This is a genomic window from Burkholderia sp. BCC1993 (genome assembly GCF_905339865.1).
Taxonomy (GTDB): Bacteria; Pseudomonadota; Gammaproteobacteria; order Burkholderiales; family Burkholderiaceae; genus Burkholderia.
Map to the genome: position 1 here is coordinate 294,109 of NZ_CAJPGZ010000001.1, position 21,682 is coordinate 315,790.

Annotated in this window: 21 protein-coding genes; 11 read left to right on the forward strand and 10 right to left on the reverse strand. The window is 66.3% G+C overall.

What is annotated here, in order from left to right:
* The first annotated feature begins 295 nt into the window (after nucleotides 1–295).
* Entirely contained in the window at nucleotides 296–709 is a 414-nt protein-coding gene (locus tag U4Y91_RS01360) for a plastocyanin/azurin family copper-binding protein (RefSeq protein WP_321803148.1), read from the forward strand.
* Between the two features lie 387 nt (nucleotides 710–1,096).
* Here U4Y91_RS01360 and U4Y91_RS01365 read toward each other — a convergent pair whose 3' ends face one another.
* From U4Y91_RS01365 to U4Y91_RS01380, 4 genes are all read right to left on the reverse strand, one after another.
* The gene (locus U4Y91_RS01365; protein ID WP_321802730.1) at nucleotides 1,097–2,269 is read right to left on the reverse strand and encodes an FAD-binding oxidoreductase; all 1,173 of its coding nucleotides are present in this window, start codon (nucleotides 2,267–2,269) and stop codon (nucleotides 1,097–1,099) included.
* Nucleotides 2,270–2,479: 210 nt separating this feature from the next.
* Nucleotides 2,480–3,631 (reverse strand): branched-chain amino acid ABC transporter substrate-binding protein, encoded by a 1,152-nt coding sequence (locus tag U4Y91_RS01370; RefSeq protein WP_124524186.1) that lies wholly within the window; start codon nucleotides 3,629–3,631, stop codon nucleotides 2,480–2,482.
* A 435-nt stretch (nucleotides 3,632–4,066) separates the two neighbouring features.
* Nucleotides 4,067–4,258 (reverse strand): CsbD family protein, encoded by a 192-nt coding sequence (locus U4Y91_RS01375; RefSeq protein WP_124530190.1) that lies wholly within the window; start codon nucleotides 4,256–4,258, stop codon nucleotides 4,067–4,069.
* A 155-nt stretch (nucleotides 4,259–4,413) separates the two neighbouring features.
* Nucleotides 4,414–5,949, reverse strand: a complete 1,536-nt coding sequence (locus U4Y91_RS01380) for a helix-turn-helix transcriptional regulator (protein ID WP_321802731.1) — start codon at nucleotides 5,947–5,949, stop codon at nucleotides 4,414–4,416.
* Nucleotides 5,950–6,373: 424 nt separating this feature from the next.
* Between U4Y91_RS01380 and U4Y91_RS01385 the strand changes: the two genes are divergently transcribed.
* From U4Y91_RS01385 to U4Y91_RS01395, 3 genes are read left to right on the forward strand one after another with little or no spacing between them, the layout of a single operon-like run.
* Entirely contained in the window at nucleotides 6,374–6,538 is a 165-nt protein-coding gene (locus U4Y91_RS01385; RefSeq protein ID WP_167357956.1) for a hypothetical protein, read from the forward strand.
* A 59-nt stretch (nucleotides 6,539–6,597) separates the two neighbouring features.
* On the forward strand, nucleotides 6,598–6,942 hold the full coding sequence (locus tag U4Y91_RS01390; RefSeq protein WP_321802733.1) for a BON domain-containing protein: 345 nt from the start codon (nucleotides 6,598–6,600) through the stop codon (nucleotides 6,940–6,942).
* A gap of 55 nt (nucleotides 6,943–6,997) precedes the next feature.
* Complete coding sequence (locus tag U4Y91_RS01395; protein WP_321802734.1) at nucleotides 6,998–7,195, forward strand: CsbD family protein; 198 nt, start codon at nucleotides 6,998–7,000, stop codon at nucleotides 7,193–7,195.
* 229 nt (nucleotides 7,196–7,424) lie between these two features.
* On the opposite strand, the gene U4Y91_RS01400 is transcribed toward U4Y91_RS01395, so the two are convergent.
* Complete coding sequence (locus U4Y91_RS01400; protein ID WP_124489273.1) at nucleotides 7,425–8,453, reverse strand: DUF1338 domain-containing protein; 1,029 nt, start codon at nucleotides 8,451–8,453, stop codon at nucleotides 7,425–7,427.
* A gap of 227 nt (nucleotides 8,454–8,680) precedes the next feature.
* On the opposite strand from U4Y91_RS01400, the gene U4Y91_RS01405 reads away from it, so the two are divergent.
* Nucleotides 8,681–9,646, forward strand: coding sequence for a LysR family transcriptional regulator (locus U4Y91_RS01405; RefSeq protein ID WP_321802736.1), 966 nt, complete (start codon nucleotides 8,681–8,683; stop codon nucleotides 9,644–9,646).
* A 463-nt stretch (nucleotides 9,647–10,109) separates the two neighbouring features.
* Nucleotides 10,110–11,738, forward strand: coding sequence for an NADP-dependent glyceraldehyde-3-phosphate dehydrogenase (locus tag U4Y91_RS01410; protein WP_321802738.1), 1,629 nt, complete (start codon nucleotides 10,110–10,112; stop codon nucleotides 11,736–11,738).
* A gap of 171 nt (nucleotides 11,739–11,909) precedes the next feature.
* On the opposite strand, the gene U4Y91_RS01415 is transcribed toward U4Y91_RS01410, so the two are convergent.
* Entirely contained in the window at nucleotides 11,910–12,542 is a 633-nt protein-coding gene (locus U4Y91_RS01415) for a LysE family translocator (RefSeq protein WP_321802740.1), read from the reverse strand.
* Nucleotides 12,543–13,154: 612 nt separating this feature from the next.
* Between U4Y91_RS01415 and U4Y91_RS01420 the strand changes: the two genes are divergently transcribed.
* A complete protein-coding gene (locus tag U4Y91_RS01420) occupies nucleotides 13,155–13,478 on the forward strand; it encodes a DNA-binding protein (RefSeq protein WP_321802741.1) in 324 nt (107 codons plus the stop codon).
* A 45-nt stretch (nucleotides 13,479–13,523) separates the two neighbouring features.
* Here the strand turns inward: U4Y91_RS01420 and U4Y91_RS01425 are convergent, their stop codons facing one another.
* Nucleotides 13,524–14,759, reverse strand: coding sequence for an NADH:flavin oxidoreductase/NADH oxidase family protein (locus U4Y91_RS01425; RefSeq protein ID WP_321802743.1), 1,236 nt, complete (start codon nucleotides 14,757–14,759; stop codon nucleotides 13,524–13,526).
* Nucleotides 14,760–14,837: 78 nt separating this feature from the next.
* On the opposite strand from U4Y91_RS01425, the gene U4Y91_RS01430 reads away from it, so the two are divergent.
* Complete coding sequence (locus tag U4Y91_RS01430; RefSeq protein WP_321802745.1) at nucleotides 14,838–15,305, forward strand: MerR family transcriptional regulator; 468 nt, start codon at nucleotides 14,838–14,840, stop codon at nucleotides 15,303–15,305.
* A 190-nt stretch (nucleotides 15,306–15,495) separates the two neighbouring features.
* Nucleotides 15,496–15,816 carry a DUF1330 domain-containing protein gene (locus U4Y91_RS01435; RefSeq protein WP_321802747.1) on the forward strand — a complete coding sequence of 107 codons (321 nt, stop codon included), beginning with the start codon at nucleotides 15,496–15,498 and terminating at the stop codon, nucleotides 15,814–15,816.
* A gap of 19 nt (nucleotides 15,817–15,835) precedes the next feature.
* On the opposite strand, the gene U4Y91_RS01440 is transcribed toward U4Y91_RS01435, so the two are convergent.
* Nucleotides 15,836–16,672: an NAD(P)-dependent oxidoreductase gene (locus tag U4Y91_RS01440; RefSeq protein ID WP_321802749.1), complete on the reverse strand. Its 837-nt coding sequence runs from the start codon at nucleotides 16,670–16,672 to the stop codon at nucleotides 15,836–15,838.
* A gap of 112 nt (nucleotides 16,673–16,784) precedes the next feature.
* On the opposite strand from U4Y91_RS01440, the gene U4Y91_RS01445 reads away from it, so the two are divergent.
* The gene (locus U4Y91_RS01445; protein ID WP_321802751.1) at nucleotides 16,785–17,888 is read left to right on the forward strand and encodes a LacI family DNA-binding transcriptional regulator; all 1,104 of its coding nucleotides are present in this window, start codon (nucleotides 16,785–16,787) and stop codon (nucleotides 17,886–17,888) included.
* 163 nt (nucleotides 17,889–18,051) lie between these two features.
* Here U4Y91_RS01445 and U4Y91_RS01450 read toward each other — a convergent pair whose 3' ends face one another.
* Nucleotides 18,052–19,344, reverse strand: coding sequence for an MFS transporter (locus U4Y91_RS01450; protein WP_321802753.1), 1,293 nt, complete (start codon nucleotides 19,342–19,344; stop codon nucleotides 18,052–18,054).
* Nucleotides 19,345–20,486: 1,142 nt separating this feature from the next.
* Between U4Y91_RS01450 and U4Y91_RS01455 the strand changes: the two genes are divergently transcribed.
* Nucleotides 20,487–21,020 carry a methylated-DNA--[protein]-cysteine S-methyltransferase gene (locus U4Y91_RS01455; RefSeq protein WP_321802754.1) on the forward strand — a complete coding sequence of 178 codons (534 nt, stop codon included), beginning with the start codon at nucleotides 20,487–20,489 and terminating at the stop codon, nucleotides 21,018–21,020.
* Nucleotides 21,021–21,061: 41 nt separating this feature from the next.
* Here U4Y91_RS01455 and U4Y91_RS01460 read toward each other — a convergent pair whose 3' ends face one another.
* The gene (locus tag U4Y91_RS01460; protein ID WP_006761025.1) at nucleotides 21,062–21,553 is read right to left on the reverse strand and encodes an Lrp/AsnC family transcriptional regulator; all 492 of its coding nucleotides are present in this window, start codon (nucleotides 21,551–21,553) and stop codon (nucleotides 21,062–21,064) included.
* Nucleotides 21,554–21,682: the final 129 nt, after the last annotated feature.

Here is a 21,682-nt window from a genome sequence, read left to right on the forward strand (position 1 = left end):
GCGCGTGTTCGAACCTCGCCGGCTTGCCGGGCAGCCTGGCCACCGGCTTTTTCGCTCCGGCCCGCTTTCCCGTCATCTCGCACGGCTGTCGATACGCCGCGGGTCTTTACCCATGTCTTTCGCCGGACATTCCTCCTTTTCCTCACTTACCGCCGCGGCCAGAATGCGTTCACGAGTGCGGATACTCCAGCTTCAGCAGCAGGAAAGGCCGACGTTGCGGGCACGGTGTGTCGGCGCGGCAACGCCGGTGGCCAGCGACGACCGCATGCCAGTCGCGTTTTTAACGGGAGCGATCATGATCAATCGACGCCACGCTGTGTTCTTGAGTGCGGCTGTGCTCGGCCTTGCTTCGATGCAAGTCATTGCAAGTGAGACATTGCACGTCGAGCTGACATCGACCGCCATCCATCTCGATACCGGCACGGTCAAGGCGGGACCCGTCACGTTCGAGGTGACCAGTTCGGCGGACGGCAACACGACACATGAACTGGTGGTACTGAAGACAGACTTATCCCATGATCGCCTGCCGGTGCAGAAGGATACGGTCGCGGAACACAAGTTCAAGAAAATAGGAGAAGTTGAGGACGTCGCGCCCGGGACGAGCAAGCGTCTCACGCTGAAGCTGGCGCCCGGCCGATACGTACTGATCTGCAATCGACCCGGTCATTATTCGATGGGCATGCATGCTTCGTTGCTCGTCGAGCGCTAGGAAGGATCTGCCTGGCATCGGCGCCCCCGATCCATCCGATACCGATTCAATATCAAGCGACAGCGCCTGGCATGTCGATCGCGTCAATCCGCACCTGCGCTGTGCGTGCCTTCTGCGTGCCACGCGTCGACTTCGCCAGCGCACCGCGGATATGGCCGACGACGCGGCGGACGTGATCCGCAGGCGGAAGTCCGTTGTCGCGGCGGAGCCGGCATTCGAACGTCCGTGTGAAAGGGCCGACCAACTGCCGTCGTTGGCCGAATGCCACCCGCCCTCTCCGCGGCTTCCCCAACCACGATAAACAAAAAAAAGCCCGGCAAAGCCGGGCCAATCAGATTGAGACACAAGGAGAATCCCGCCCACCCCACACCGGGCGGTCACGCCGCGCTACACGACGTTCTTTTCGACGATCGGCCGGTTTTCGAGCACACGCTCCCAGCCAAGCGACGACAGGTCGAGCGATTCATATCGCCCGCCCAGGATCAGCTCACTCACCCCACGCCCGGTCGCGGGCCCTTGCTGCAGCCCGTGCCCGCTATACCCGTTCGCGAACACGACGTTGTCGAGCTCGGGGTGATACCCGATGATCGCGTTGTGATCGAACACGTTGTACTCGTAGTACCCGGACCAGCAGTTCTCCACGCGCAGCGCTTCGAACCCCGGCACGCGATTCGCGAGCGTCGGCCAGATCACCTCGTCGAACAGGTCGTGATCGACCTCGTCGAGCGGCAGGTCGTCGGGATCGCGATCGGGGCTCGGCGACGTCCCGCAGATATACGTGCGCCCTTCCGGCCGGAAATACACGCCCGTCGGATCGATCAGCAGCGGGCAATCGGTCAGCTTCGCCGGCGACGACACGTTGAAGATGCTGCGACGCCGCGCATACACGGGAATGTCGATGCCCATCATCGACGACAGCGTGCGCGTCCACGCACCGGCCGCGTTGACGAGCGTGTCGCATGCGTAGCGCTCGCCGTCGTTCGTCACCACGTGCGTCACCTTGCGACCGTCGCGCACGACACCGGTCACATCGGCCGGCACATACCGTGCGCCGAGCGCCTGCGCCTTCTTGCGCAGCGCCTGCACGAGCCCGTAACCGTCGAACCACCCTTCGCCGCTCGCGCCATAAGCGCCCGACACGAGATCGTCGACGTTCAGCCAGGGAAACTTCGCGCGCAGCGCGTCGCGATCCATCAACCGGATATCGGCGCCGAGCTTCGTCTGCAGCGCATGGTTCTCGCGCAGCGTCGCGTCACCAGCCGGCGTCGCGAGAAACAGGTAGCCGCCTTCATGCAGATCGATCGACGGCCGCGTGCCGTCGACCTCGAGCCGCTCGCCGATCGTGCGCAGGAAGTCGATCCCGAACAGCGACATCTCGATCGACAGCGGCGTCGAGAACTGCTGGCGAATCGACGCGGCCGACAGCGCCGACGACGATTTCGCATAGGTGGGATCGCGTTCGATGACGGTGACGGACACCGTCGGATCGGTAGCACGCAGGAAATAGGCGATCGAGCTGCCGATCACACCACCGCCGACGATGACGACTTGAGAACTCACGACTGACTCCAGTTGCACGTGAAAGGCGCGGCCAGCCGGCCGCGCCCGAAGGTTGTTCGTGCCGCGTCGCGCGCGGCGCCGTGCGCGGCAGACCGTGACCACCCGGCGAATCGCCCCGACATGCGCCGCAATCGCATCCGATCGCTCTGGCTATTTCAGCACGTCCGGGCTCGCCGCGAAAGTCCGCGCGCGTTCGGGTAATTCAGGTATTCAGTCCGCCGTTTGCGTGGTGACGGGCTGCCACGCGGCGTTCTTCACTTCGTATAGCGTCGAACTCGGGTTCTTCAGGTCGCCCGTGTTCGTGAACGCGATCGTGCCGGTGATGCCGTCGTAGCGCGTACCCTTCAGCGCGCCGTTGAAATCGGCCGGCTTCGTCGAGTTCGCCTTCTGCATCGCGTTGATCGCGATCCACGTCGCGTCGTACGCGAACGGCGCATACGCGAGCATGTCGACGCCGTACTTCTGCTTGAATTTCGTTTCGAACTGCTTGCCCTTCGCGAGACGCGACAGCGGCTGTCCGTACTCCCACACCGACGCGCCTTCGGCCGCATTGCCCGCGAGCCTGATGAAGTTCGCGTTCATCACGCCGCCGCCGGCCAGGAACTGCGCGCGGATGCCGAGCTGGCGCATGCGCTTGACCAGCATCGCGGACTGCGCGTCGAGGCCGCCGAAGAACACCAGGTCGGCATTCGTGCTCTTGATCTTCGTGAGCTGCGCGCTGAAGTCGACGGCCTTGTCGTTCGTGAATTCGCGCGCGACGATCGTGCCGCCGTTCGCCTTCGCGGCCTTCTCGAATTCGTCGGCTTCGCCCTGGCCGAACGCGGTGCGGTCGTCGATGATCGCGATGCGCTTCGCCTTGGTCACGCTCGCCGCATACGCACCGGCATTGCCGGCGTTCTGCGCGTCGGTCGCGATCACGCGGTACACGGTGCCGAGCCCGGCGCGCGTGATGTCGGGATTGGTCGCCGACGGCGTGATCATCGGAATGCCGGCCTTCGCGTAGATCTTCGACGCGGGCAGCGTCGTGCCCGAGTTGAAGTGGCCGACCACGACGGCCACCTGCGCGTCGGTCAGCTGCTGCGCGGCCTGCACGCCGATGCGCGGATCGCTCTGGTCGTCCTGCGACGCAACGACGAATTTCACCGGCTTGCCGCCGATCGTCGGGTGCGCGGCGTTCGCCTCGTCGACGGCCATGCGCACGCCGTTCTCGATATCCTTGCCATACGCGGCGCCGCCGCCGGTCAGCGGTACGGCGACGCCGACCTTGACGACGGTTTCCTGCGCATGGGCCGCGCCCGTCTGGAACGCGAGGATCGCGGCGGTCAATGCAATGCCGGAAAGCGAACGAATGCGGAACGTCATCGGCCAATCCTTCTTCTGTGGGTCGGGATGCGACGCGCGACCATCGCGCGCCGGCGACCTCCCGCGTGCCGGTGAATTTTTCGGTCGCCGGAAGCGTCGTCGCGCAAGGGCGCATCGCCTGCCGGTCGATCACCGCGGTTCCGTCTCCGGGGAACCTGTCAGCGCGAAAGAGGTGAACCGATTGTGGGTAGCCAATACGCGTGCAGCAAACGAAATATCGGAACTACGTTGTGAGGAATTGTCATCAAGTGCCCGTGCCACCACGGTCCGCGGTCCGCGCGACGGCGGCCTGGAAACGGAAGCATCGAGCGGGATGCGCGCACGTGCCGTTGCCCCAAGGCCGCGCCGGGTCATGCCGATGGAGAATCATCGCCGTGTCATGCAGCGGCAACGCAGGGCGCTTTGCGCGATTCGCTCGCTGGCGCCCGGTGCCGCTCAATGCCGGTCGGTGCCCGTCTGCTTGCGCACCGCATCGGCCGCCTCGCCGGCCTGCTCCTGACGCTTGCCGGCCTGCTGCTCCGCCACGCCTTCCGCTTCCGTCTCGCGGTCGCCCGTCACCTTGCCGAGCGCTTCCTTGACCGAACCCTTCACTTGTTTGAGCTTACCTTCGATGCGATTCCTGTCCATGGTCGTCTCCTGCGATGAGTTGGGGAGAGAGACGACGGCACGGCAGCCCGCGCCGCACCGCCGAGTGGACAGGATCGCAGCCGCGCGCCGCGCGCGGCAGATGCGGATGCACCAGCCTGCATGGTGCATTCGCACCGATGGCCCGACGGCCGGCGTCAGTTCTTGCCGTTCTTGTCGGCAGCTTTCTCGCCTCGCGCACCGTTCGCGTCGGACGTGCCGACAATCCCGCGCTCGCGCGCCCACACGATCGCCTCGCCGCGGCTATGCACGTCGAGCTTCGCGTAAATCGTCGCGACGTGATTGCGGACCGTGTTCGGCGCGAGCCCGAGACGGCCGGCGATCTCCTTGTCGGCGAGACCGTGACACAGCAGGTCGAACACGTCGCGCTCGCGCGCGGTGAGGTCCGACAGCTGCGCGCCCGCGTCCGGCGCATTCGCGCGCCGCACGTTCGCCAGTTTTTCGATCAGCGTGCGGCTGAACCATGACGCATCCTGCATCGCGGTTTCGATCGCATAGACGAGTTCCATCTCGGTGCGCTTGCGATCGCTGATGTCGAGCAGCGCGATCAGCAGGCAATCCTGCCCGTGAAGCGCGACCGGGTCGGCCGACACGACGCAATCGCGCACGTCGCCGTCGCGCGTACGGATCTGCACATCTGCATTGCGCACGTTGCCGTCGCGCGCGAGTTGCGTGTCGATGCGCTGCCGTGCGCCGCGTTCGGCCCACAACCCGATCTCGTCCGCGGACTTGCCGAGCAGGTCGTCGCGCGCATGGCCGGCCATCCCGACGAACGCATCGTTCACGTCGAACAGCTCGAAGCGGCCGGCCGTGACGATCGCGGTCGCGACCGGCGCCATCCGGAACGCCTTCGCGAAGCGCTCCTCGCTCTGCCGCAGCGCGAGCTCGGCCTGCTTGCGCGGCTCGAGATCCATGAACGTGAACAGCATGCATGGCTCGCCGTTCATGTCGATCGGCTGCCCGGCGACCACCACCGCCTTCGCGCCGCCGTCCGCGCGCTTGAGCACGGCCTCCATCTGCGGGATCGTCGCGCCCTCGCTCAGCCGCTCGATCGCGAGTTCGCGCCGCTCGGCCTGTTCGAGCACGTCGAGTTCGTAGACGGAGCGGCCGAGCACGTCGTCGCGCGCATGGCCCGTCATCTCGAGGAAGCCTTGATTGACCTTCACGTAGCGCAAGTCGTCGAGCCGGCAGATCACGGCCGGCGCCGGGTTCGCGTTGAACGTGCGCTCGAAGCGGTCCTCGGCGCTCGCCCATTCGGTCGCATCGTGCAGCACGAGCGCGAGACAGTCGGGCTCGCCGGCCGCGTTCGTCAGCACGAGGCTGCGGATCCGGTGGACCCAGCTCACGTTCTCGTCGGCGGCCGATTCGACTTCGACGGTCACGTCGCTGAACTCCTCGCCCGCGATCACGCGGTCCATCGGATAGTGGCCGTCGCGCACCGGATGGTTGTTCCGGTAGCGCAGCCGGAAGCGCTCGCGATACTCGGTGACGTCCGCGCCGAGCGCGTCGAGCTCGGTGACGCCGTGCATCGCGAGCGCAGCCTCGTTCGCCCAGACGATGCGCTGGTCGGGTTCGATGAGGATCACGCCTTCGGTGAGCCCCGCGATGATCTGGTGCAGCTGGCGCCGGTCGGTATGCGACTTGAGCGCCTGTTCGTTTACTCGTGCGTCCATTGATCGGTGGTCCACGTGGTCGATATCGTTGCCGGGCTGGTCGCCGCCGCGCCGCCGCGCCGATAAGCGCCGATAAGCGCCGACATGGGCGGGCCGGCGCGCGCCGCGATGATCGCGTGCAGTCGATGCAGTCGATGCAGTCGACAGGCGCGGATGCACATCCTGCGCAATAGTACATTCGCATGCCGCGCCGCCTGCGTGCGCCATCCCGCCGAGCGGCGCGCGGCGCGCCTCCCGCGCCTGTCGTCCCGCATCGCGCGTGTCCTGACGCACTTCCCGTTCCCGCTCCCACGTTCCGTCCCCGTGCAAACGCACTAGCCGATCCGGTGAATTTGCGCGATGTCCACGTGCGCTCGCGCCGGTACGCTGGTATTACACCGGCGTTCACGCGCTGCCCTTCCATACCGCAGAGGAGGACCAACTGATGAAGCTGCATCAGACACCCGATCCGACGCGGCCCGAGCCGGCCCCGGACAATCCGCCCGAACCGTCGCCCGGCACCGATCCCCCGGTGCCGCTGCCGCCCGACGTGCCGCGCCCGGACATGCCGCCGCGCGAGCCCGGCTACGACACGCCGATCGCGCGATAACGCGCGGCGCGCCTGCACCGACTCGCCCATCCATCACGTCAATCGAAGGAGCCCATCCCATGAACAAGACCTCGAACCTGTCGGCGTTACTCGCCGTCAGCGCGGCGTTCCTGCTTTGCGCCGCCCCGCTCACGAACGCACAGGCGTCGTCGTCCGACGACGGCGTGAAGACGGAATCGAACCAGCCCGTCACCGACACGTGGATCACGACCAAGGTGAAGAGCGAACTCGCGACCACCGATGGCGTGAAAAGCGTCCATGTCGCCGTGAAGACGGTCGACGGCGTCGTCACGCTGACGGGCGTGCTGCCGTCGAGGATCGCGGTGAAGAAGGCCGTCGCCGCGACGCGCTCGGTCAAGGGCGTGAAGCACGTCGACGCATCCGGCCTGAAGGCGAAGGCCTGAGCTATCACGCGGCCGCGTGCCGCACTTTTTTCTCCCCTTATGACAGGAGCGCACCATGAACGAGGACAAGATCAAGGGCCAATGGAAGCAGCTGACCGGCAAGATGAAGGCGAAGTGGGGCAAGCTGACCGACGATGACCTGAAGGTCGCCGAAGGCACCCGCGACTACCTCTCCGGCAGGATCCAGGAGCGTTACGGGATTGCGCGCGACGAAGCCGAGAAGCAGTTGAAGGAATTCGATCGCGAGCTGTAACGCGCCGGTCGTCCCACCCCGCCGCGACGCCTCCCGCGTCGCGGCCACGAAGAGGACAACGACATGGGCAAGTATCTGATCGCCTGGCTGCTCGGCGTACCGATCGGCGTGCTGGCGCTGTTCTATCTGGTCACGCACCTGTTCTGACGATCGCGGCGCCCATTGAACGCAAACGGGCCGGTGGCTATGCTCAGCCACCGGCCCGTTTTTTCTTCGTGCGGCGTCGCGCTTACTTCGCCGCGTTCGCCGTCATCTTGAAGATGCCCTGCGCGTTGCCCGCATCGAAACGCAGGTCCGTCACCCAGCGGCGCGCCGCCTGGTCGAACGTGCGACGGCGCGTGATGAATTCGTAGAACGAGCCCGGCACGTTGCGCTTCACCGTGCCGCCGTCGCGCGTGCGGAACTCGCGCTCGACGATGTCCGCGCGATACGCGGTCTGGAACACGCGGCCCGAACGCGAGCGCTCGACCTCCGGCTTCATCGGCCGCCCCTTCGCCTTCTCGTCGTCGGACAGCTTGAACACGTCGGCCACGCGATCGGTCGCATGGTTGAACGCGTTGCCTTCGGTCGCGATCCACGCCATCTCGGCCGATTCGAGCAGCAGCGTTTCGTAGTCGAGTTCGTTCGGCAGGTCGTGCTGGCGCGCGAACGCCCCGACGATCTCCGGCAGCAGCGCATGCGCGGCGTCGAGCGACAGCCAGCCTTCGCGCTCGATCTCCCACAGGAGCGCGACGGCCGCCGGCGACAGCGGATCGCGCGACGAGCTCACGACGTTCGTCACGGCCTGCTGGAATTCCTTCGAGAAGCGCTCCGGATGCAGTTCGCTGACGAAGAACTGCGCGATCTCGTCCGGCGCGTCTTCGTGCGCATACGCGCGGCCGGTCATGCCGAGCTTGTCGAGCGGATAGCGGCCGTTCAGGCGGAAGCCGAGCGGACGCAGGATGCGCGTGAACGCGGCTTCGCCCGGCGGCAGCGCGCCCGTGTGCGGCCAGCGCACCGTGCGCAGCGCGCCGTGGTCGAAGTAGACCGAGCCGCCGTTTTCGATGGCATCGGCCGTATACGCGCGGCCGTTCGCCGAACGTTCGAGCAGCCCTTCGAACAGTGCCATGTTCATCGCCTGCGCGATTTCCGCGCGCGTGACGACGTCGGTTTCCCATTCGTCGAGGATGGCCGGCATGTTCAGGGTCGCGAACAGGGCGTCGGTCTTTGCCTGTCCCAGCAGCTTCGTCAGCAAGCTCTCGATATTCGGATTGCGCATCAGGATTCTCGTGTTCGGGGGACCGCCGGCAAACGTGCCGGCAACTCGATTGGCCGGCCGCCCAGCGGGCGCCTGGCCTTGCGTGGGATGCATTATTCAAAGGGTTGCAGCGGGGCGTAAAGCGAGATTAAATTGACACGTGATGAGTTTTTGGAATTATTTGCAGTCCCCGCACTCGTCCGCCGGTCCGCCGCGGGCCGGTCCGTTCGTCAGACAAAACGAGCATCATGCGCAAATTCAAGATCCCCAACATGGGTGCGCTCGTGGCTTTCGAAGCCGCGGCGCGCCACGAGAGCTTCACGCACGCGGCCAAGGAGCTGTTCCTGACCGAAAGCGCGGTATCGCGGCAGATCGCGACGCTCGAGGCGAGCCTCGGCGTGCGGCTGTTCGCGCGCGTGAAGCAGCGCGTCGTGCTGACGCGCGCCGGCAAGCTGTACGGCACGCAGGTGCGGCGCGCGCTGGAGGCGCTCGACCGCGACACGCTGTCGATCATCGCGCACGGCAGCGGCGGCGGCTACCTGGAACTCGCGGTGCTGCCGACCTTTGCGTCGCACTGGCTGATTCCGCGCATCAAGAGCTTCTACGACCGCACGCCGGACGTGCGCGTGAACATGGGCAGCCGCACCGACCTGTTCTCGTTCGAGGACACCCACTTCGAAGCCGCGATCCACTACGGCAAGCCGACCTGGCCCGGCACGTCGTCCGACTACCTGTTCGGCGAGGAAGTCGTGCCGATCTGCTCGCCGACGCTGCTCGACGGGCCGGTCGAACGCGTGGAGGATCTGCTCGCGTATCCGCTGCTGCACTCCACCACGCGTCCCGGCGCATGGGCGCAGTGGTTCGAGACGCATGGCGTCGAGGACATCCGCACGATGCAGGGCGTGCGCTACGAGCTGCACACGATGCTGATCAGCGCGGCCGCGGCCGGGCTCGGCGTCGCGCTGGTGCCGAAGTTCTTCGTCGAGGAACAGTTGCAGCAGCTCGGCCTCGTCGTACCGTGCGACGCGGCGACGGTCGGCGATTCGGCGTACTACCTCGTGTATCCGACGGAGTTCAGCCACAGCAAGCCGCTGGAATCGTTTCGGGCGTGGTTGCTGGAACAGGCGAGCGCGTATGCGGCACCGGGGCGGGACAGGGATGACGATGACGATGACGATGACGTGGATGCGGAGGACGACGAAGACGTCGAGTGATCGCGTCGCGTCACCGGAAGTCCGGTGCGCGCCGAGCCGGGCAACCCCGACCCGGCGCTCCGGGCAGCCGACCTCGCTTCGGCAGCGCGGCGGACCTTCTCTCTTTTCTTCACTGCGTCTGTTTTCTCTCAGGTTCCGGGCAATTTTTTCTTCGCCGCGCCGGCTCATTATCCGCTCAATGCGGCCGAAGTGAAACGTTTGCGCATGCACCAAGCGGCTTATACCCGCCATTCAGACACAGTCCTTCAAATTGTTTACGCTTTGTGCGATGGCGTTCGGCAAATCTTGCAATCGGCTCGGCGTTCCTTTTTAATGGAACTGGTTCCATTCCGCGTTTCGGCCATGCCGACGCGTGACGTCCCGTCGTCCGCGCGTCATCATGCCGATTCAGGATCGAGGATCGTTCAGCTCAGGATTCCGCATCGCCCGTCCTTACCGGACACCCCCGTCAAACGAGACCGTCATGCCCGATTCCGCTTCCCTGCAGCAGCTGTTTCCCGCCTATCAGGACATCCCCGCCGAGTTCCGGCTCGCAGCCCCCATCCACCAGCGCGTGTCGCTGGTCGACGGCGAGTTGCGTCCGTGGGACGGCACGACCAAGACCGTGCTGTCGCCGGTGTGCGTGCGCCAGCCGGACGGCAGCGTCGCGCAGATGGAGATCGGCAGCTATCCGGTGATGGGCGAGACGGAAAGCGACGCGGCGCTCGACGCCGCGGTGCGCGCGTACGACTCGGGCCGCGGCGAGTGGCCCACGATGAAGGTCGAGCAGCGCATCGCCTGCATGCAGGACTTCATCAAGCGGATGGTCGCGCAGCGCGAGCTGGTCGTGAACCTGATCATGTGGGAGATCGGCAAGAGCCTCGCCGATTCGCAGAAGGAGTTCGACCGCACCGTCACGTACATGACGCAGACGATCGACGCGCTGAAGGAGCTCGACAACGCGAACTCGCGCTTCGTGATCGCGGAAGGCACGATCGGCCAGATCCGCCGCACGCCGCTCGGCGTCGTGCTGTGCATGGGCCCGTACAACTATCCGCTGAACGAGACCTTCGCGACGCTGATCCCCGCGCTGCTGATGGGCAACACGGTGGTGTTCAAGCCGCCTCAGTACGGCACGCTGCTGTTCGAGCCGCTGCTCGAGGCGTTCCGCGACGCGTTCCCGAAGGGCGTGATCAACACGATCTACGCGCCGGGCGCGGTGGTCGTGCCGCACATGCTCGCGTCGGGCAAGATCAACGTGCTCGCGCTGATCGGTTCGAGCAAGGTCGCCGATCACCTGAAGAAGCAGCATCCGAAGTCGCACCGGCTGCGCGCGATCCTCGGCCTCGATGCGAAGAACGCGGCGATCGTGCTGCCCGACGCCGATCTCGACCTCACAGTGAAGGAGTGCCTGCTCGGCGCGCTGTCGTTCAACGGCCAGCGCTGTACCGCGCTGAAGATGCTGCTCGTGCACCGCTCGATCGTCGACGAATTCCTGAAGCGCTTCACCGCCGCGCTCGAGCAGCTGAAGATCGGCATGCCGTGGGAGAAAGGCGTCAGCATCACGCCGCTGCCGGGCATGCATCGCACCGCGTACATGACCGACGCGATCGACGACGCGAAGGCCAAGGGCGCGCAGGTCGTCAACCAGTCGGGCGGCGAGTTCAGCAAGACGCTGTTCTACCCGGCCGTCGTGTATCCGGTGTCCGAAGGGATGAAGCTGTATCGCGAGGAGCAGTTCGGGCCGATCATTCCGGTTGCGCCGTTCGATGACGTGGAAACCGCGCTCGACTACGTGACGACGTCGGAGCACGGCCAGCAGGTCAGCATCTTCGGTTCCGATCCGGCGCAGATCGGCGCGCTCGTCGATCCGCTCGTGAACCAGGTGTGCCGCGTGAACATCAACTGCCAGTGCCAGCGCGGGCCGGACGTGTTCCCGTTCGCCGGGCGCAAGGATTCGGCGGAAGGCACGCTGTCGGTGACCGATGCGCTGCGCGCGTTCTCGATCCGCTCGATGGTCGCGGCGAAGCAGACCGACGACAGCAAGCAGTTGCTCGACTCGATCGTTTCCGACCACTACTCGAAGTTCATCAATACCGGCTTCATCTTCTGAAGCGCTGAAGCCGGGACCGTGCGATCGACGATCCGCCGCGTGTGTGCGCGGCGGGTCGTCTGTTTTCGGATTCGGGGATTCGGGGATTCGGGGATTCGGGGATTCGGGGATTCGGGGATTCGGGGATTCGGGGATTCGGGATTTAGGTTCTGGTGACCGCGGCGGGTTCGCTCACACGTTGGACGCGAGCAGCCGGATCCCGGCGAGCCCGAACACCACGGCGAGACACGCGTCCATCATGCGGCGGCCGCGCACGTACAGCCGGCGCGCGCCGTCCGTCGAGAACACCAGCGCATAGCAGCCGAACACCGCGCAGCCGATCGCGAGGCAGCCCGGCACGACGGCGCCGTGCGACGCGCCCGCGCCGTTCGACGACAGCGCGACGATCGACACCCACACCAGGATGGCTTTCGGATTCGTCAGGTGCAGCATCGCGCCGCGCGCATAGAAGCGCGACAGCGGCTGATCGGGTGTCGCCTTCAGCGTGGCCGCCGCGCTGGCCGACCACGCGGTGCGACCCGACTTGAACCCGAGCCACAGCAGATACACGCCGCCGAACAGCTTGATCGCGACCAGCAGCTTCGACCATGCGAGCAGCGCCGCCGAAACACCCAGCGCGGCCACCGTCGCCCAGCACATCGAGCCGGAGATCACGCCGAGCGCGAACGCGAGCGCCGCCTTGCGGCCGTGGTTCGCGGCGACCGACATGATCGCGAGGTTGCTCGGGCCGGGGCTGGCCGTGCCGACGAAGTAAGCCGTGTAGGCCAGCAGCAGGTTGGCCGAGAAGAAGGCGTGGACGCTCATGTCGAACCTCGCGGGGATGATGCGGTGATTGTTCGCAAACCCGGCGCCGCTGCCCATGGACAGTTGTCCGGTTATTCGCTGGGCCAGTTGGAGGGCGCGCGTGACGCCGGTTGCACGTGCATCCGGCGGGCCGCGAAAAAAACGTCTCGGATATGAAACATCCGGCGCATGCGTCGCGCGCCTTCAACGCGCGGCGGGTGGCGTCGCAGTTCACCGCGCGAGACCGCCCCGAGGCCGTGGGGACGCCGCCGACGCACATGCTCCGCGACCTTGCAGCGCTTCATCGACCGACACACTCAACCGTTTTCAACCCGGCGTTACGTTACATCGCTGAAGCATTTCGTCCGTCCGGCCCCTATCGCGCTACCGACCGCGATCGCGCGCGGCGGATAGGCGCCCTGCTCGACTTTCCGTACAAGCCAGTCCCGGCGGGACGCGATGACCGCTGCCGCGACCCGCGTCAACCGTGCTCAACAATCGGATCGAGGGCTGGTATGGAACCTGCATTCGCATTGCAGTGACAGCCGCGCCGACGATCGGCGCGAACATGAACCCGGATCGGGACCATCCCCGGATACGCCCGAACGATCCACGCAAGCTGCGAGACACATCATGGATGCGCTGCCCAACTCGTCCGATACGTCGTTCCAGATCTTCCTCGCGAAACTGCTCGAACAGCCGCAGCCCGAATGGACGGAAAAGCAGCAGATGGAACTCGAGATGGCGCGCACGCTGTCGACCCGGATGGTCTGCTACGCGGAAGCCATGCGCGGCGGCAACGCGGATCTCGCGCACTGCCTCGTGCTGTTGCGCTACGCGAAGGTCCTCGACTTCATGCTGACGTCGCTCGCCGCACACCGCGACATTCATCCGCAGACGCTGCGCACGCTGTTCCGGCTCGCGAACCTGAAGGTCGACGACGCGTATCCGGTGTGAGCGCGCATCGGGCAGCCCGACGCGCCGCCTGCGCGGCGTGCGCGGCTAGCGCGCCGCCCGCCCCGCCATCCACTTGCGGTACCGCCGCGTCTGGCACTGCGCGGCGAGTTGCTGCGACACCAGCGCGCGCAGCGGCGACACGCCCGGATGCGTACGCCGCCCGACGCTCAAGCGTGCGAGCTGGAACTTCACGACGGCCATGTTCGCCAGCGCGCCCAGCGCCTTGTTCTTCCACCGGATCGGCTGCAGCGCCGGCGCGCTGTCCTTGCCGGCCTGCCAGTCGCGCGGCAGGTTCGGCTCGATCGACAGCGCGGTCGCGATGCCGACCATCGCCACGCCGCTCGCGACCACCTGCTCGGCCACCGCGCGACGCCGGATCCCGCCCGTGACCATCAGCGGCATCGCCGCGACCGCCGTGATGTCCCGTGCGAATTCGAGGAAATACGCTTCGCGGGCCAGCGTGCGGCCGTCGCGCGCCTCGCCCTGCATCGCCGGCACTTCGTAGCTGCCGCCCGACAGTTCGACGAGATCGACGCCCAGCGGATTCAGCAGTTCGACGACGCGCTTCGCATCGTCCGCGCTGAAGCCGCCGCGCTGGAAATCGGCCGAATTCAGCTTGACCGACACGACGAACGCCGGCGATACCGTCGCACGCACCGCGCGCACGATGTCGAGCAGCAGCCGCGCGCGGTGCTCGATGCTGCCGCCCCACGCGTCCTGCCGGCGGTTCGTCAGCGGCGACAGGAACTGGCTCAGCAGGTAACCGTGCGCCGCGTGGATCTGCACGCCGGTGAAGCCGCTTTGCTCGGCAAGCTGCGCGGCGCGCACGAAGCGCTGCTGCACGTCGGCGATGTCGGCTTCCGTCATCTCCTTCGGCACCGGAAACTGCTTCGACAGCGCGCCGAGCGCGAGCGGCACGGCCGACGGCGCGAGCGTCGTCTGGCCGAGCGCCGCCTGCATCTGGCGCCCCGGATGGTTGATCTGCATCCATACGTGCGCGCCGCCGGAGCGCGCGACCTGCGCCCACCGCCGGAAGCGGTCGAGATGCGCGTCGCTGTCGAGCACGACGCCGCTCGGCCCCGTCATCGCGCGGCCGTCCACCATCACGTTGCCGGTCAGGATCAGGCCCGCCCGGCCGTCGGCCCACGCCTGGTACAGGCGCAGCAACGCGTCGGACGGCGCGTGATCCGCATCGGCCATGTTCTCTTCCATCGCGGCCTTGGCGAGCCGGTTCGGGATCACCGCGCCATTGGGCAGCGTGAGGGGCGCAAACAGGTTCATGGTGGACATCCTCGATTGACGATGCCCAACCATAACTTTAAAGTCAGCTTCAAGGTCAAGCCCCTCTGGAGCACAAGCATGAAAATCGGCGAACTGGCGCGCACCAGCGGCATCGCGGCGTCGCGCATCCGGTTCTACGAAGCGAGCGGCCTGCTCGAACCGGCGCGCCGGCAGGCGAACGGCTATCGGGAATACGGGCCGGAAGCGCTGACGCGGCTCGCGATCATCGACCGCGCGCAGCGCGCGGGCTTTGCGCTCGACGAGATCCGCGCGGTGCTGCCGCCCGATCTCGGCGCGTGGCCGCGCGACGAACTGCTGGAGGCGTTGCGGCACAAGGTCGACGAAATCGCGCTGCTCGAGCAGCGGCTCGCGCAGAACCGGCGCAACCTGCAGACGCTGATCGGCGAGATCGCGAACAAGCCCGCCGGCGAGGATTGCGCGGGCGCCGCGCAACGCATGCTCGACAAGCTGTGCAAGGAAGAAGCCGAGTCGGTGCCGACGCCTGCGCCGGTGGCGCACCCTCGGCCGATGCGCAAGCGCGCGTAGGCGCGGCGGGCGCACGCGTGCGCCGGGTCTTGCGGCGTGGCTCACGCGCGGCGGCCCGCGCGCACGGCTGCGCGGATTTGCTTACGTCGCAGGTAATCGACGCGCGCCGCGTGCGCATCGATCATGGCTTCACCGATCAACGACGAACGATCGCCGATCGACGCATCGCCTCGACACCCCGGAGCCCGCCATGACCGCCTACGCCATCGCCCACCTGCACGACGTTCGAATGTGCGACGACATCGTCGAATACCTCGAACGCATCGACGGCACGCTCGCGCCGTTCGACGGCCATTTCGTCATTCACGGCGCCCAGCCCGACGTGCGCGAAGGCGTGTGGCGCGGCGACCTGATCGCGATCGCGTTTCCCGATCCCGCTACGGCGCGTGCGTGGTACGAATCGGACGCGTACCGGCAGATCCAGCCGCTGCGCGCGCGGCACGCGAGCGGCCCGTTGATCCTGATCGACGGCGTGGATGAGCGGCACAAGGCGACGGACATCCTGCGCTGACCCGCGCCGCCCGCCTCGCTTACTTCGCGTTGCGCTCCATCGGCTCGCCGACGACGAACCCGCCGCCCTGGAAGCGTTGCGCGGGATCGTCGTACTCGGCGGTCGGCGCCGTCACCGGGAACAGCCCGGCGAACTGCGCGGAACTGTCCTGCGGCCGGAAGCCGAGGAAGCCGGCCTTCGTGTTGTCCCACCACTTCACCGGGTTGTCCGACACGCCGTAGACGATCGCGTGCCCGACGCGGTTCGTCAGCAGCGAGCAGCGCACGAGCTCGATGAAGTCGCGATAGCTGAGGAACGTCACGAGCATGCGCGGGTTCTTCGGCACTTCGAACGACGAGCCGATCCGCAGGCACACCGTCTCGATCCCGAAGCGGTCGAAGTAGTAGCGCGACAGCGACTCGCCGAAGCACTTCGTCACGCCATACAGGCTGTCCGGACGCTGCGGCGAATCGGCATCGAGCACTTCCGTGACCGGATGGAACCCGATCGCATGGTTCGAGCTCGCGAACACGACGCGCTTCACGCCGTGCTTGCGCGCGGCTTCGTACAGGTTGTACGTGCCGGTGATGTTCGCATCGACGAGATCGTCGAACGGCGCGTCGACCGAAATGCCGCCCAGGTGGACGATCGCGTCGACGCCGTCGACGAGTTCCATCACCGCCGGCCGGTCGGCCAGGTCGACGACCCGGGTTTCTTCGTGCGGGGCGGCGTCGCCCAGCGCGGTGATGTCGCTCACGCGCACGACGTCGGCCCAGTTCGCCAGCGCGCCGCGCACCTGACGGCCGAGATTGCCGGCCGCGCCGGTCAGCAGCAGGCGCCCGAACGGCTTGCGTGCGCCGGTGGATGTGGCGTTCATCGAATCTCCTTGAATCTGTTCTGAGGTGTCCTGGACGTTGCCCGAAACCGGCGGCGCCGGCAAAAATCGGAAAACGTTTTCCAACTATACGCGGGACAAAAGTCGAACGTCAATGGTTGGACCTGTTCGCAGCCATCCGCACTTTCCCGATATCGGCCGGCGGCCGGACGCCGGCTTTTTCTGCCACAATCCGGTGCAATCGAACGAAAACGTTACCCTTCCGATGAAAAAAGTTTCCCCGACGATCCGCGACGTGGCCGCGGAAGCCGGCGTGTCGGTCGCGACGGTCTCCAAGTACGTGAACGGCACGCAGCGCTTTTCGCCGACCGTCGAAGCGCGGCTCAAGGAAGCGATCGAGCGGCTCGGCTACCGTTCGAACCCGCTCGCGCGCTCGATGATCACCGGGCGCACGCGCACCATCGGCCTCGTGATCCTCGACATCAGCAATCCGTACTTCACGAACGTCGTCAAGGGCGCGAATCGCGTCGCGCTCCAGCACGACTACACGCTGCTGCTCGTCGATACCGAGGAGAACCAGGCGCGCGAACGCTCGCTGATCGAGGCGCTCGCGCAGCGCGTCGACGGGCTGATCGTCAGCACGCGGATGCCCGACGACCAGGCCGGCTGGATGCTCGACCTGCACAAGCCGCTCGTGCTGCTGCGGCGCAGCCCCGGCCTGCCGATTCCGAGCGTCGGCATCGACAACCGGCTCGCCACCTACATGCTCGCGCGTCACCTGCTCAATCTCGGCCATACGCGCATCGCGTACCTCGGCTTCGGGCCCGCGCGCGTGAACGACGAACGGATCCAGGGCGCGCGCGACTGTCTCGCGGAAGCGGGGCTCACGCTCGACGTGCACGACGCGCACGCGCCGACCGCCGAAGCCGGCGAGCGCGCATGCTCGCGCGTGATGCTCGGGCCGCAGCGTCCGCAGGCCGTGATCTGCTACAACGACCTGATCGCGCTCGGCTTCATGAAGGAAGCGGCGTCGCTCGGGTTCCGGCTGCCGCAGGACGTGTCGGTTGCCGGCGTCGACAACGTGCCGTACGGCGCATACGCGGCGCCCGCGCTGACCACCATCGACATCCAGAGCGAAAACATGGGCGAGCTCGCGATGCAGAAGCTGATCGACGCGCTCGCCGGGCGTACCGACGCGAGCTATTCGACGTTCGAGCCGCGACTGATCATGCGCGCGTCGACGGCCGCGGTGGGTTGAAGCGCGCATCGCGTCCGATTTCCGCCGTATCGCCGCCTCGCCGCCTCGCCGCCTCGCCGCCTCGCCGCCTCGCCGCCTCGCCGCCTCGTCGCTTCGTCGCTTCGTCGCTTCGCAAACAAAAACGCGCCGCCTCCGGGCGGCGCGTTCGTTTACCGGCACGCGATCACGCATCGAGCTTCGCAGGCTTCATCTTCGGCGTGAGCACGTGCATGATCGCCAGCGCGAGCAGGTAGGCCAGCGCGCCGATCGCGAACAGCACCCAGTAGTGGCCCGTGCGTTGCAGCACCTGGCCGATCACTTCCGAGAACAGCACGCCGCCGATCGAGCCGGCCATCCCGCCGATGCCGACCACCGACGCGACCGCGCGGCGCGGGAACAGGTCGGACACCGTCGTGAACAGGTTCGCCGACCAGCCCTGGTGCGCGGCGGCCGCGAGACCGACGATCAGCACCGCGATCCACAGGCTCTGCACCTGCGACACGAACGCGATCGGCAGCACGCAGCACGCGCAGATCAGCATCGCCGTCTTGCGCGCGCCGTTCACGCTCCAGCCCGCGCGCAACAGCACCGACGACAGCCAGCCGCCGCCGATGCTGCCGACCGTCGTCAGCGCATAAATGCACACGAGCGGCAGGCCGATATGCTGCATGTCCATCCCGCGCGACTCGTTGAGCCACTTCGGCAGCCAGAACAGGTAGAACCACCACACCGGGTCGGTCAGGAACTTGCCGATCAGGAACGCCCACGTCTCGCGCTTGCGGATCAGTTCGCCCCAGCGCGGCGCGCCGGCATCCGCGTTCGCCGCGTCGAGCGCTTCGGCTTCGTCGCGCGGCTCGTCGTATTCCGCGGCGAGTGCGCGCGTGTCGGCCGTGCGATACATCACCAGCCATACCGCGAGCCACACGAGGCCGATCGCGCCGATGATCACGAACGCCGCGCGCCACCCGTAGGCCACCGCGATCGCCGGGATGATCGCCGGCGCGAACACCGCGCCGATGTTCGCGCCCGAGTTGAAGATGCCGGTGGCGAGCGCGCGTTCGCGGCGCGGAAACCATTCGGCCGTCGTCTTGATCGCGGCCGGGAAGTTGCCGCCCTCGCCGATCCCGAGCAGCGCGCGCACGGCCGCGAAGCCCATCACGGAGCCGACCGCCGCGTGCAGCATCGCCGCGATGCTCCACACCAGCATCGCGACCGCATACGAGATGCGCGTGCCGAGCCAGTCGACGATGCGTCCGAAGCCGAGCAGGCCGATCGCATAGAACGCGGAAAACGCCATCACGATGCGGCCGTACTGCACCTGGCTCCAGCCGATGTCGTGCTGGAGCATCGGCGCGAGCAGGCCGAGGATCTGTCGATCCATGTAGTTGATGACGGTCGCGAAGAACAGCAGCGCACAAACGGTCCAGCGGTAGCGGCTGGCCGCGGTGCGCACGGCACCGACGACGGCGGATTGCATGAATGTCTCCGATACGCGGTCGCGCCCGTCGCGCCGCTGGATTGTGCTGTCCGTGACCGGCGACGGGCGCCGGGGCGGGCGGCGGCCCGCCCCTTGCGTGGCACGGCCGCTCGTCCGTCGAGTTCTGGAAAACGTTTTTCAAAGGATAGGGCGTGGCCCGGTGCCGTGTCAGTCGGGGATTTCGATGAGTCATCTCAAAATTGGCCGCGCAAAAAGAGATGACTGTTTCGCAGAGTGGCATTAACCGTTTTTCCGGGAATTTTCCGCGTGCGAAACGGGGCTACGACGCGGGACGGCGCGTCGATACACATGTCCGATTCCAGCCAGAATCGGCGGCGCGGATGGTTTACAGTCGTCGCATGCGCCTCGATCCTGGATGCGTGGTGGGGTGTCGCGTAACGAACATTGGCAACCGCACTGCCAAAGGACAGCGCGCCGAACTGCCGCTCACCGTCGCCACGCGTTGCGCTGAGAAGCGCGCGAGATATCAACAAGCCAGGTAGGGTGGCGTGTGGTCAGGATGGGTGGAAATAGTCGATATCTGGAACGCATCGAGCAGGAGCGATCTTCCGGCTCGAGGTGGTATTTCCAAGCGGCAATCCAAAGTGGGACGCGGCAGCTCAGAGAGTCGTCTGGAACTTGAGCCCTCTGCTATCAGATGGCTCGCACAGGGTTCCTGAGAGCCTAGCGATTGAGTTGGGGAACTGAGGGCGGAAATGAAAAAACCCGCCGGGGGCGGGTTTCTTCAGTACTATCGTATGTCCACGGGGGGAGGCTTTCGCCAACAAGTCCCGTAGCTAGTGAGGCCGATAGTAGCTAAATCCCAAAGTGAGGTCAAACAACCAGGTTGTGATCGAGGCCGTGACGTCGGCCTTGTCCCGCTCCCGAATGTCGACATTCGAGGCGGGTGCAAAGCCAAAGGACGCGCAGGACATGGCGATGTGGCTCAGCCAATAGCAGATCTTAAGCACCACGATCAAGGCAAAACCTTAGAGCGGTTTTACCCGGCGCGAGTGCTGGCTATCAATGCCGCTGTCGGCAAATATGCACATCGCATCATCCGCGCCGCATGCGGCACACTGGGCGCCGTGGCGCGCGTATGCCGCGCTGCATGTGTGGCGCCTTCATGGAGAAGCTTCGCGATGACTCCCGCTCATCTGATTCCGAGCCCGCTGGGCGACATCGCCATCCGCATCGAGGACGATGCGCTCACAGGCCTGTTCTTCGTCGGCCAGAAATACTATCCGTCGCTGGCGATCGCACCGGACGCGGACGTACGCAACGCGTCGCCGCTTGTGTGCAAGGTTGCCGAACAAGTCGCCGAATATTTCGCCGGCACGCGCGCAACCTTCTCGGTGCCGATTCATCTGCGCGGCACCGCGTTTCAACGCAGCGTGTGGAAGGAACTGCTCGCGATTCCGTTCGGCGAGCTCGTTTCGTACGGCGACATCACCGAACGCGTCGGGCTGCCGACGAGCGCGGCGCGTGCCGTCGGCGGCGCGGTTGGCCGCAATCCTGTGTCGATCATGGTGCCGTGCCATCGTGTGATCGGCGCGTCGGGCAGCCTGACCGGTTATGCAGGCGGCATCGAACGCAAACGCGCGTTGTTGTCGCTCGAAGGCGCCGGGTTCGCGCGCGGGGAGCGTCATCCGATGCAGCAGTCGCTGGCGTTCTGAATGAAGATCCGCGGCGCGCGTTGCCGCGTCATGGGCTGCGCTTACGCACGCTTGCGCATCGCATGCGCGACCCGCGCGTTCGCCTCGAACTTCGCACGATGCGTCGAGAAGAACGTCCGCACGTTGCGGACGTTCGATGCGCCGGTGAACAGCCGTCGCGCGAACGCGTCGTATTCGGCGACGTCGGCCAGGTCGGCCACCACCACGAAATCCGGCCCCGGCGACACGCGGTAGCACTGCGTGACCGCCGGCTCCGCGCACACGTAGGCTTCGAACGCGTCGTAGTCTTCGGCCGTCTGCCGGTCGAGGCTGATCTCGATCAGCGCCGTGACCGCCGTGCCGATCGCGACCGGATCGAGCACCGCGACCTGGCGGCGGATCACGCCCGCCTCCGTCAGCCGCCGCACGCGACGCATGCAGGTCGGCGGCGACGACAGCGCGCGCTCGGCGAGTTGCAGGTTCGACACCGATGCGTCGTCCTGCAGGATCGCGAGAATGCGCAGGTCGAGATCGTCGAGCGTGATGCCGGCCATGGGCGGCTCCTTCCGGTCAGGGTGTGAAATTTAATTTCAACATGATAGACGATCGCCCGTCCGTTTCATTCGTTGACGTATTTTGAAATTTAATTCCATCTATGCACCTCTACCATCGCTGTCACGGGT

Excerpts from the sequence above, each read along its gene's own strand:
- U4Y91_RS01360 (WP_321803148.1), top strand. The coding sequence starts at position 296 with ATGATCAATCGACGCCACGCTGTGTTCTTGAGTGCGGCTGTGCTCGGC.
- U4Y91_RS01370 (WP_124524186.1), bottom strand. The coding sequence starts at position 3,631 with ATGACGTTCCGCATTCGTTCGCTTTCCGGCATTGCATTGACCGCCGCG.
- U4Y91_RS01375 (WP_124530190.1), bottom strand. The coding sequence starts at position 4,258 with ATGGACAGGAATCGCATCGAAGGTAAGCTCAAACAAGTGAAGGGTTCG.
- U4Y91_RS01380 (WP_321802731.1), bottom strand. The coding sequence starts at position 5,949 with ATGGACGCACGAGTAAACGAACAGGCGCTCAAGTCGCATACCGACCGG.
- U4Y91_RS01385 (WP_167357956.1), top strand. The coding sequence starts at position 6,374 with ATGAAGCTGCATCAGACACCCGATCCGACGCGGCCCGAGCCGGCCCCG.
- U4Y91_RS01390 (WP_321802733.1), top strand. The coding sequence starts at position 6,598 with ATGAACAAGACCTCGAACCTGTCGGCGTTACTCGCCGTCAGCGCGGCG.
- U4Y91_RS01395 (WP_321802734.1), top strand. The coding sequence starts at position 6,998 with ATGAACGAGGACAAGATCAAGGGCCAATGGAAGCAGCTGACCGGCAAG.
- U4Y91_RS01400 (WP_124489273.1), bottom strand. The coding sequence starts at position 8,453 with ATGCGCAATCCGAATATCGAGAGCTTGCTGACGAAGCTGCTGGGACAG.
- U4Y91_RS01405 (WP_321802736.1), top strand. The coding sequence starts at position 8,681 with ATGCGCAAATTCAAGATCCCCAACATGGGTGCGCTCGTGGCTTTCGAA.
- U4Y91_RS01410 (WP_321802738.1), top strand. The coding sequence starts at position 10,110 with ATGCCCGATTCCGCTTCCCTGCAGCAGCTGTTTCCCGCCTATCAGGAC.
- U4Y91_RS01415 (WP_321802740.1), bottom strand. The coding sequence starts at position 12,542 with ATGAGCGTCCACGCCTTCTTCTCGGCCAACCTGCTGCTGGCCTACACG.
- U4Y91_RS01420 (WP_321802741.1), top strand. The coding sequence starts at position 13,155 with ATGGATGCGCTGCCCAACTCGTCCGATACGTCGTTCCAGATCTTCCTC.
- U4Y91_RS01425 (WP_321802743.1), bottom strand. The coding sequence starts at position 14,759 with ATGAACCTGTTTGCGCCCCTCACGCTGCCCAATGGCGCGGTGATCCCG.
- U4Y91_RS01430 (WP_321802745.1), top strand. The coding sequence starts at position 14,838 with ATGAAAATCGGCGAACTGGCGCGCACCAGCGGCATCGCGGCGTCGCGC.
- U4Y91_RS01435 (WP_321802747.1), top strand. The coding sequence starts at position 15,496 with ATGACCGCCTACGCCATCGCCCACCTGCACGACGTTCGAATGTGCGAC.
- U4Y91_RS01440 (WP_321802749.1), bottom strand. The coding sequence starts at position 16,672 with ATGAACGCCACATCCACCGGCGCACGCAAGCCGTTCGGGCGCCTGCTG.
- U4Y91_RS01445 (WP_321802751.1), top strand. The coding sequence starts at position 16,785 with ATGGTTGGACCTGTTCGCAGCCATCCGCACTTTCCCGATATCGGCCGG.
- U4Y91_RS01450 (WP_321802753.1), bottom strand. The coding sequence starts at position 19,344 with ATGCAATCCGCCGTCGTCGGTGCCGTGCGCACCGCGGCCAGCCGCTAC.
- U4Y91_RS01455 (WP_321802754.1), top strand. The coding sequence starts at position 20,487 with ATGACTCCCGCTCATCTGATTCCGAGCCCGCTGGGCGACATCGCCATC.
- U4Y91_RS01460 (WP_006761025.1), bottom strand. The coding sequence starts at position 21,553 with ATGGCCGGCATCACGCTCGACGATCTCGACCTGCGCATTCTCGCGATC.